The following is a 7,719-nucleotide window of genomic DNA, read 5'->3' on the forward strand; positions in this document are numbered from 1 at the left end:
GGCGCGGGGGACGTGGGGGGGGGGGCGGGCGCTCTCGGTCGGGTAGCGGTCGAGCGCCTTGGTGATCAGGAGCTCGGTGACGCGCACGTTGTGCACGGAACCGTCGTGCTTGATCCAGGCGACCGTCTGGCCCTTGCGGATCGTGCCGTGGAAGACGCGCAGCAGCGCGAGGCGGCCGAGGAACGGCGAGGCGTCGAGGTTGGTGACGTGGGCCTGGAGCGGGTGCTCGTCGTCGTAGACGGGGGCCGGGATGTGCTCGAGGATCGCTTCGAAGAGCGGCTCGAGGTCGGCGTTGTCGGGCAGCTGGCCGTTCTCGGGCTGGTTGCGGCTCGCGGCGCCATTACGGCCGGAAGCGTAGACGACGGGGACGTCGAGGATGGCGTCGAGGTCGAGGTCGGGGTGCGTGTCGGCCATGTCGCTCGCGAGGCCGATGAGCAGGTCCTGGCTCTCCGCGACGACCTCTTCGATGCGCGCGTCAGGGCGGTCGGTCTTGTTGACCAGGAGGATCACGGGCAGGTGGGCCTCGAGCGCCTTGCGCAGCACGAAGCGGGTCTGCGGCAGCGGGCCCTCGCTCGCGTCGACGAGGAGAACGACACCGTCGACCATGGACAGGCCGCGCTCGACCTCGCCACCGAAGTCGGCGTGGCCGGGGGTGTCGATCACGTTGATCGTGATGGGGCCGTCGGTGGCGTGGATGCCCTTGTACGAGATCGCCGTGTTCTTGGCGAGGATGGTGATGCCCTTTTCGCGCTCGAGCTCGTTCGAGTCCATCGCGCGCTCGTCCACGTGCGAGTGGTCCGAGAACGAGTTGGTCTGCTGGAGCATCGCGTCAACCAGCGTGGTCTTGCCGTGGTCGACGTGGGCGACGATTGCGACATTTCGGAGGTTATTGCGCGTGGCAATCGCCATGAAGTGAATCCTTACGAAGAATGATGCCGCGGACAAACGGATGCGGCGAAGAATGGATGTATGTGGTCAAGGTCCGACCCAACGGATAATCCTACCGCACTCTCCCTGCCGGGAGGCTGGGAGCCCCGACGTGGCCCGGCCGGGCGCCGCGCGGGCATCCGCCCGAACGGCGAAACGGGGCGGGGACCCCAGTCCCCGCCCCGCACCTCGGCCGTGAGGCCGGAACTGTCGACCTAGCGACCGAACTCGAAGTTGCCGCCCGGGATCGCGGCGAGCAGTTCCTGCGTGTAGGTCTGACGGGGGTTGTCGAAGACCTCGTCGGTCGTCGCGGCCTCGACGATCCTGCCCTGCTGCATGACGCACACGTTGTCCGCGACGAGGCGGACCACGGCGAGGTCGTGGGTGATGAACAGGTAGGTCAGGTCGAGTTCCGTCTGCAGCTCGGTCAGGAGGTTGAGCACCTGGCCCTGCACGAGCACGTCGAGGGCGGAGACCGCCTCGTCGAGCACGAGCACGTCGGGCTTGAGCGCGAGCGCCCTGGCGATCGCGATGCGCTGTCGCTGGCCGCCCGAGAGTTCGCTCGGGTAGCGGTGCCGGGAGGCCCAGGGCAGGGAGACCTGGTCGAGGAGCTCGCGCACCCGTTCCTGTCGCTCCTTCGCCGTGCCGACCTTGTGCGCGAGCAACGGCTCGGCGATCGTGTTTCCCACGTTGTACTGGGGGTCGAGCGAACCGTACGGGTCCTGGAAGACCGGCTGCACCCTTCTGCGGAACTTGAGCAAGTCCGCGCCCTTGAGCCCGGCGACGTCCTGGCCGTCGAACTCGATCTGCCCGCTCGTGATGGACTCGAGCTGAAGGATGAGCTTGGCGACCGTGGACTTGCCGGAGCCGGACTCGCCGACGAGCGCGGTCGTCGTGCCCTTTTTGATGCCGAAGGACACGTCGTTGACCGCGAGCAGCTCGTTGTACTTGAATCCCTTGGTGCGGATGCGGTACATCTTCGAGATGCCCTGGACCGAGATCAGGTCCTTGGCCGGTGCGGCCTGCTCCCGCTCGATCGCGCGGGTGACAAGCACCTGGTCGTTCGCGCCCGCGGCGGAAATATCCGTTTCGACCTCGACGGAATGTTTGGCCGACTGGATGCGCCGCGATGCGAGGCTCGGCGCGGCGGCGACGAGGCGCTGCGTGTACGGATGCTGCGGGTTGGCGAGAATCTCCTGGGAGGGACCGGATTCGACGACCTTGCCCTTGTACATCACGACGAGCTGCTCCGCGCGCTCGGCGGCGAGGCCGAGGTCGTGGGTGATGAACAGCACGGACGTGCCGTAGTCACGCGTCAGGGTGGCGAGGTGGTCGAGAATCTGGCGCTGGACGGTCACGTCGAGCGCTGACGTCGGCTCGTCGGCGATCAGCAGCTTGGGGCGGGCCGAGAGGCCGATGCCGATCAGCACACGCTGCCGCATGCCACCGGAGAACTGGTGCGGGAACTGCTTGAGCCGGTCCTCGGCGTCGCTGAGCCCGGCCTCCTTGAGGACCTCGATCGTGCGGAGCTTCGCGGCCTTGCCCTGGGCGACGCCGTTGGCACGGATCGCTTCCTCGACCTGGAAGCCGATGTTCCAGACGGGGTTGAGGTTCGACATCGGGTCCTGGGGGACGTAGCCGATCAGGCGCCCGCGGACATCCTGCATCTCCTTGGCCTTGAGGGTCGTGAGATCGCGGCCCTCGAACAGGATCTGGCCGGCGGTCACCTTGCCGGTGTTGGCGAGCAGGTTGATGATCGCCTGCGCCGTCGTGGTCTTGCCCGAACCGGACTCGCCCACGATCGCGAGGGTCTGACCCGGGTACAGGGTGAGGTTGACGCCGCGAACGGCGGGAACGACTCCGTGCTGGGTCTTGAAGCCGACCTCGAGGTCGCGGATCTCGAGGAGCGGGGAATTCTCGTCACGTGCGGCGGTGGTCACTGGTTCGATCACGGTCTGGCTCATCGGCGTGCCCTCGATTCGGGGTCGAGTGCGTCGCGCACGGCGTCGCCGAGCATCAGGAAGGCGAGCACGGTCATGGACAGGGCGATGGCCGGGTAGATCAGCACCTGCGGGTTGGTCCGGATCGAGGTCTGGGCCGAGTTGATGTCATTGCCCCAGGACATGATCTGCGGGGGCAGGCCGATGCCGAGGAAGGACAGCGTCGCCTCGGCGACGATGAACGTGCCGAGCGAGACGGTGGCGATCACGATCACGGGGGCGATCGCGTTGGGCACGACGTGACGGACGAGGATCCGGAACTTCGAGACGCCGAGGGCGATGGACGCCGTGACGTAGTCGGAATTCCGCGCCGAGAGCACGGAGCCGCGCATGATCCGCGCAATCTGGGGCCAGGCGAAGATCGACAGCACGAGGGCGATCGTGACCGGGGTGCGGTCCGGGAGAACCGACATGAGCACGATGGCGCCGAGGACGGTCGGGACGGCGAAGAAGATGTCGCCGATCCGGGAGACGATCGCGTCGAAGACGCCGCCGTAGTAGCCGGCGAGGGCTCCCACGACTACGCCGAAGAGCGTGACGATGACGGTTGCGAGCAGGCCGACGGTGACGGAGGCCTGGGTGCCGTGGATCATCCGCGAGTACACGTCACAGCCCTGCCGGGTGAAGCCGAGCAGGTGTCCCTCTTCAGGACCCTTGTTGCTGTTGGCGAGCAGGCAGTTCTGGTCCGGCGGCACCTGTGTGAAGATCCCGGGGAAAAGCGCCACGATCACGATCAGCAGGATGAGGACGGAGGAGATCCAGAAGCTGGGTTTGCCGCGCAGCGACTCCCAGGCATCCGCCCATGTGCTGCGGGCCTTCTCGGTCTCGTCGAGGCGGTCGACCGCCGCGACGGGGGTGTCGTCGAGAGCCGCGACGAAGTGCGGCTGCGTGTTCCGGTTACTTGGCATAACGAATCCTCGGGTCCAGGGCTGCGTACAGCAGGTCGACGAGCAGGTTCGCCAGCACGAAGATCACGACCATGACGGCGATGAACGAGACCACGGTCGGTCCCTCGCCGAGCTTGATCGCCTTGTAGACGGTGCCGCCGACACCGTTGATGTTGAAGATGCCCTCTGTCACGATCGCGCCCACCATGAGGGAGCCGAGGTCGACTCCGAGGAAGGTGACGACGGGGACGAGCGAGTTCCTGAGCACGTGCACGGTGACGACCCGCCGGCGCGACAGGCCCTTCGCCGTGGCGGTGCGCACGAAGTCGGCGCCGAGGTTCTCTGAGACGCTCGCCCGGGTGAGGCGGACGATGTACGCGAACGAGACGGATGCGAGCACGATGGCGGGCAACACGAGCTCGGAGAGCGGCGCTTCGCTGCTGACCGTCGTGCGGGCCCAGCCGAGCTTGACCGCGAACACGTACTGCAGGATGAAGCCGATCACGAACGTCGGCACGCTGATCAGCAGCAGGCTGACGACGAGGGCGCTCGCGTCGAAGAGCTTGCCCTTGCGCAGCCCGGCGACGAGGCCGACGAGGATGCCGGCGACGGACTCAAAGAACAGCGCGAGAAGCGCGAGCCGGGCGGTGATCGGGAAGGCGGCGGCCATCACGTCGGAAACAGCACGACCGGAGTACGTGGTGCCGAGGTCTCCGTGGAAGAACCCGCCGATGTAGATGAGGTACTGCACGATGAACGGCTGGTCCAGGTGGTACTGGATGCGGAGCTGTTCGATCACGCCGGGTGCCGGTTGCCGGTCACCGAAGAGTGCAGCGATGGGGTCTCCGGGGAGGGAGAACACCATGAAGTAGATGAGGAAGGTGGCGCCGAAGAATACCGGGATCATCTGGAGCAGGCGTTTGCCGGTGTACCAGAGCATCAGGTTCCCGCGCTGGAACGAACGGACATAAGGATCACAATCACTGGTCGAGTCTAGCGAGCGATGCCCGGGACTGAGTGCCCCGGGCATCGCTCCGCATGAAACTGGGTCTTATTTTGTGGAGTTAGCCCTTGGTGATTTCGTTGTACAGCGGCGCGGAATCCCAGCCGAAGACGACGTTCTCAACCTTGTCGGACCAGACGGCGGTCACGTTGGAGTACCAGAGCGGGATGGTCGGAAGGTCCTTGAGCAGGACTTCCTGGGCCGCCACGTACTTCGCGGTCGCGTCGTCGACGGACTTCGCTGCCGAACCCTCCTTGAGGAGGGTGTCGAACTCGGTGCTGCTGTACTGCTCGTAGTTCGAGCCGGCACCGGTCTGGTACAGCGGCGCGAGGAAGTTGTACATCGAGGGGTAGTCGCCCTGCCATCCGGCGCGGGTGGCACCGGTCAGCTTGTGCGCCTTGCGGTCGGCGAGAGCAGCCTTGAAGGTCGCGTACGGCTTGCCGACTGCGTCGATGCCGAGGGTGTTCTTGATGCTGTTGGCCACGGCGTCGACCCAGGCGGCGTGTCCGCCGTCTGCATTGTACGCGATGTCGAAGGTGCCGGTGTACGGGGAGATCTTGTCAGCGGCGGCCCAGTCCTTGACGGCTTCTTCCTTGTTGAACTTCAACACGTCGGAACCGTCGAGGGAGTCGGAGTAACCCGCGATGACCGGCGAGGTGAAGTCGGTCGCGGGGGTGCGGGTGCCCTGGAAGATGACGTCCGTGATTTCCTTGCGGTCGATGGCCATGGAGATGGCCGCGCGACGCAGCTTGCCCTCTTCGCCACTCCAGTGCTCGAGGTAGTACGGCATGTTGAAGGCCTGGAAGATCGCGGCCGGCTGGTTCACGAATCGCTCCGGGAAGTCAGTCTGGTAGGTCGCGAACGCGGAGTCGGGGACGGCGTCGAGGACGTCGAGGTTTCCACCCTGCACGTCGGCGTATGCGGCATCCGTCGAGGAGTAGAAGACGATGCTCAGGCCGCCGTTGGCGGGGGTGCGCAGGCCCTTGTACTCGGGGTTCGTGATGAGGTCGATCTTGACGTTGTGCTCCCACGCGCCGGTCTTGGCGAGCATGTACGGGCCGTCGCCGATCGGGTTCTCACCGAATGCCGCCATGTCGGTGTATGCGACGGACGGCAGCGGCATGAAGGCCGTGTAGCCGAGGCGCAGCGGCCAGTCGGCCTCAGGAGATGCGAGCGTGACGGTGAAGGTCGTGTCGTCGACGACCTTGAGCCCGGTGAGCTCGGTGTCGGCGTCGTAGGAGAAGCCTTCGATGTCGTCGAAGAAGTAGGAGGCGCTCTGCGTGTTGCTGAACTTGGCCCCGTAGTTCCAGGCGTCGACGAACGACTTGGACGTGACGGCCTCGCCGTTGGTGAACTTCCACCCGGTGTTGAGCGTGATGGTCCAGTGCTGTGCGTCGTCGGCCGAGATCGACTTGGCGACCTCGTTCTTGCCCTCGCCCTTGGCGTCGTAGGACACCAGTCCGGCGTAGATCGAGGTCATAATCTTGCCGCCACCGGTTTCGGTGGTGTTCGTCGTGATCAACGGGTTCTGCGGTTCGCTGCCGTTGGTCGAGATGATGGCTTTCGCGTCACCCGTCTTGGCGGGTGTCGTCGAACCGCTTGCACAACCGGAGAGCATGAGCGCTCCCGCGGTGGCCAGAGCGATGGCAGAAATGCCCAGTCTCCTGATTTTCAATTTTCCTCCAGTGCGCAGGGAAACGCCGCGCGATTCGGGACCGCGAAGACGCCTCAGATACTTTCGACCCTAAGTATTCACTGAGCCAAAAGCACAATCGCGGATGGAATCGTTACCTCGACGAAACATCTTGCGCAAATTCGTTGCGCAAACGGACTTTCTTTCGCCGAAACTCGCGCGATTGCGCGGGGAACGCGCGCAGCCGCGCCACGCTTTTATCGATGCGAGGATAGATCCATGGTTACTGCTACCCGTGCGCGCGCGTCACTTCTCATCTTCGATGGTGACTGTGCATTCTGCACGACCGCCGTCGGGTGGATGCGCCGCCTGCTGCCCGTGATGCCGGACGCTTCGCCGTACCAGTGGACCGATCTCCCGGCGTACGGGCTCACCGAAGCGGATGCCCGCTCCCGCGTCTGGCTCGTCGACTCCGCGGGACGCCGTCACGGTGGGGCCGCAGCGGTGTCCACCATGCTCCGCCACCAGCCGGCTCCCGGGCTGCGTTTTCTCGGCTGGCTCGGCAGCGTGCCGCCGTGGTCGTGGGCCGCGGAAGCCGGCTATCGCGTCGTGGCCCGCAACCGGCACCGTCTGCCCGGCGGGACCCCCGCCTGCCGGATGAAGCCGGCCGAGTGACCGCCAGGAGCCTGAACCGGGCGCGACTGGCCTGGGAAGTCGTCATCGTCCTCGGTTTGTCGCTCGGGGCATCCGCGGTCTATTCGATCGTGTCGATCATCGCGCGCCTGACCGACACGACCCCACTCGGCAACCAGTCGACGACCATCAACGGCTCGCAGTCGACCAGAGAATGGCTCGACTTCACCTACCAGTTCCTCGGCATCTTCTTCGAGCTCTTCGCCGTCGCCCTCGTGCTCTACCTGCTCTGGCGGCCCGGGTCGAGCAGTTTCCGGCGGCTCGGCTTCGACCTGACCCGGCCGGGGCGCGACGTCACGGCGGGAATCCTGCTCGTGCTCGCGATCGGCATCCCCGGCCTCGGCCTGTACCTCGCCGGGCGGGCGCTCGGCATCACGGTCGCGGTCGTCGCCTCCCCCATCGACACGTTCTGGTGGACGATCCCGATCCTGCTGTTCTCCGCGGTGCGCGCCGCGCTCAGCGAGGAACTCATCGTCGTCGGCTACCTGTTCATCCGGCTCAGGGAACTCGGCTGGTCGACCTGGACGATCATCACGGCATCCGCACTTCTCCGCGGCAGCTACCACCTGTACCAGG

At 65.9% G+C, this 7,719-nt stretch carries 7 protein-coding genes; 2 read left to right on the forward strand and 5 right to left on the reverse strand.

All coding sequences use genetic code 11. The features are described from left to right. The 5 genes from QN350_RS18380 to QN350_RS18400 form a co-directional block, all read right to left on the reverse strand. Positions 1-909: GTP-binding protein (locus tag QN350_RS18380; RefSeq protein ID WP_323517080.1), on the reverse strand; the 909-nt coding region annotated here is incomplete at its 3' end. 233 nt (positions 910-1,142) lie between these two features. Further along, the gene (locus QN350_RS18385) at positions 1,143-2,891 is read right to left on the reverse strand and encodes a dipeptide ABC transporter ATP-binding protein (RefSeq protein WP_281534318.1); all 1,749 of its coding nucleotides are present in this window, start codon (positions 2,889-2,891) and stop codon (positions 1,143-1,145) included. Next, positions 2,888-3,835 carry an ABC transporter permease gene (locus tag QN350_RS18390; RefSeq protein ID WP_134559103.1) on the reverse strand — a complete coding sequence of 316 codons (948 nt, stop codon included), beginning with the start codon at positions 3,833-3,835 and terminating at the stop codon, positions 2,888-2,890. Before QN350_RS18390 ends, QN350_RS18385 begins: the two co-directional genes overlap by 4 nt. Continuing rightward, positions 3,825-4,754, reverse strand: a complete 930-nt coding sequence (locus QN350_RS18395) for an ABC transporter permease (protein ID WP_134449527.1) — start codon at positions 4,752-4,754, stop codon at positions 3,825-3,827. The genes QN350_RS18390 and QN350_RS18395 overlap by 11 nt, the downstream gene beginning before the upstream one ends. A gap of 124 nt (positions 4,755-4,878) precedes the next feature. Then, entirely contained in the window at positions 4,879-6,492 is a 1,614-nt protein-coding gene (locus QN350_RS18400) for an ABC transporter substrate-binding protein (RefSeq protein WP_322139316.1), read from the reverse strand. 237 nt (positions 6,493-6,729) lie between these two features. On the opposite strand from QN350_RS18400, the gene QN350_RS18405 reads away from it, so the two are divergent. After that, positions 6,730-7,125, forward strand: a complete 396-nt coding sequence (locus QN350_RS18405) for a DUF393 domain-containing protein (protein ID WP_322139315.1) — start codon at positions 6,730-6,732, stop codon at positions 7,123-7,125. Next, the coding region (locus QN350_RS18410; RefSeq protein WP_323517081.1) for a CPBP family intramembrane glutamic endopeptidase at positions 7,122-7,719 on the forward strand (598 nt) is incomplete at its 3' end. The genes QN350_RS18405 and QN350_RS18410, both read left to right, overlap by 4 nt.

Origin of the sequence: Cryobacterium sp. 10I5, assembly GCF_035019865.1 — a bacterium.
Taxonomy (GTDB): Bacteria; Actinomycetota; Actinomycetes; order Actinomycetales; family Microbacteriaceae; genus Cryobacterium; species Cryobacterium breve_A.

Bases quoted from the DNA above. Each gene is read 5' to 3' on its own strand.
- QN350_RS18385 (WP_281534318.1), bottom strand. From the start codon at position 2,891: ATGAGCCAGACCGTGATCGAACCAGTGACCACCGCCGCACGTGACGAG.
- QN350_RS18390 (WP_134559103.1), bottom strand. From the start codon at position 3,835: ATGCCAAGTAACCGGAACACGCAGCCGCACTTCGTCGCGGCTCTCGAC.
- QN350_RS18395 (WP_134449527.1), bottom strand. From the start codon at position 4,754: ATGCTCTGGTACACCGGCAAACGCCTGCTCCAGATGATCCCGGTATTC.
- QN350_RS18405 (WP_322139315.1), top strand. From the start codon at position 6,730: ATGGTTACTGCTACCCGTGCGCGCGCGTCACTTCTCATCTTCGATGGT.